At 44.8% G+C, this 556-nt stretch carries 1 protein-coding gene and 1 pseudogene; one reads left to right on the forward strand and one right to left on the reverse strand.

Translation table 11 applies throughout. The features are described 5' to 3' along the window. Window positions 1-2 precede the first annotated feature (2 nt). A complete protein-coding gene (locus R7Q48_RS29935; protein ID WP_318134029.1) occupies window positions 3-416 on the forward strand; it encodes a murein L,D-transpeptidase family protein in 414 nt (137 codons plus the stop codon). 30 nt (window positions 417-446) lie between these two features. Here R7Q48_RS29935 and R7Q48_RS29940 read toward each other — a convergent pair. Further along, window positions 447-556 (reverse strand): annotated as a pseudogene (locus tag R7Q48_RS29940) (glycerophosphoryl diester phosphodiesterase); the annotation flags it as partial.

Raw genomic sequence — 556 nt, forward strand, 5'->3', positions numbered from 1 at the left:
ATCTGGTTAAAGTTGATAAATCGAAACGCAGAATGTACTTGATAGAAGATGGCATCATACTAAAAGAATATCGTATTGCATTGGGTGCCAGTCCTAAAGGCCATAAGCAAGAAGAAGGCGACAACCGAACGCCAGAAGGCAGTTATACGCTCGATTACGTGATTGAGGATTCTGCGTTTTATCGCTCGGTGCACATTAGCTATCCCGATGCTATTGACACGTTAGAGGCGCACCGGAGAGGTGTCTCCCCAGGTGGGAACATTAAAATTCATGGTTTAAAGAATGGTGAGACGCAAGATCCTAGCTTTATTCAGAGTTTTGATTGGACCAACGGGTGTATTGCGCTCACCAATGAAGAAATGGATGAATTCATCCAGCTTGTCACCATGGGAACATCGATCACGATCGAGTGGTAGGACTCGTTATCCCACGGGAGCTTTGAAAGGTTACTGCATAAAACGTTTTGGATGGTCACTAAAAATGCCATCTAATTGCGGAAGGTGCTTGAGCTTATTCGGGTTGTTGACCGTGTAACACATGACCTTATAGCCCGCTT

It is taken from the genome of Vibrio sp. 378 (genome assembly GCF_033339435.1).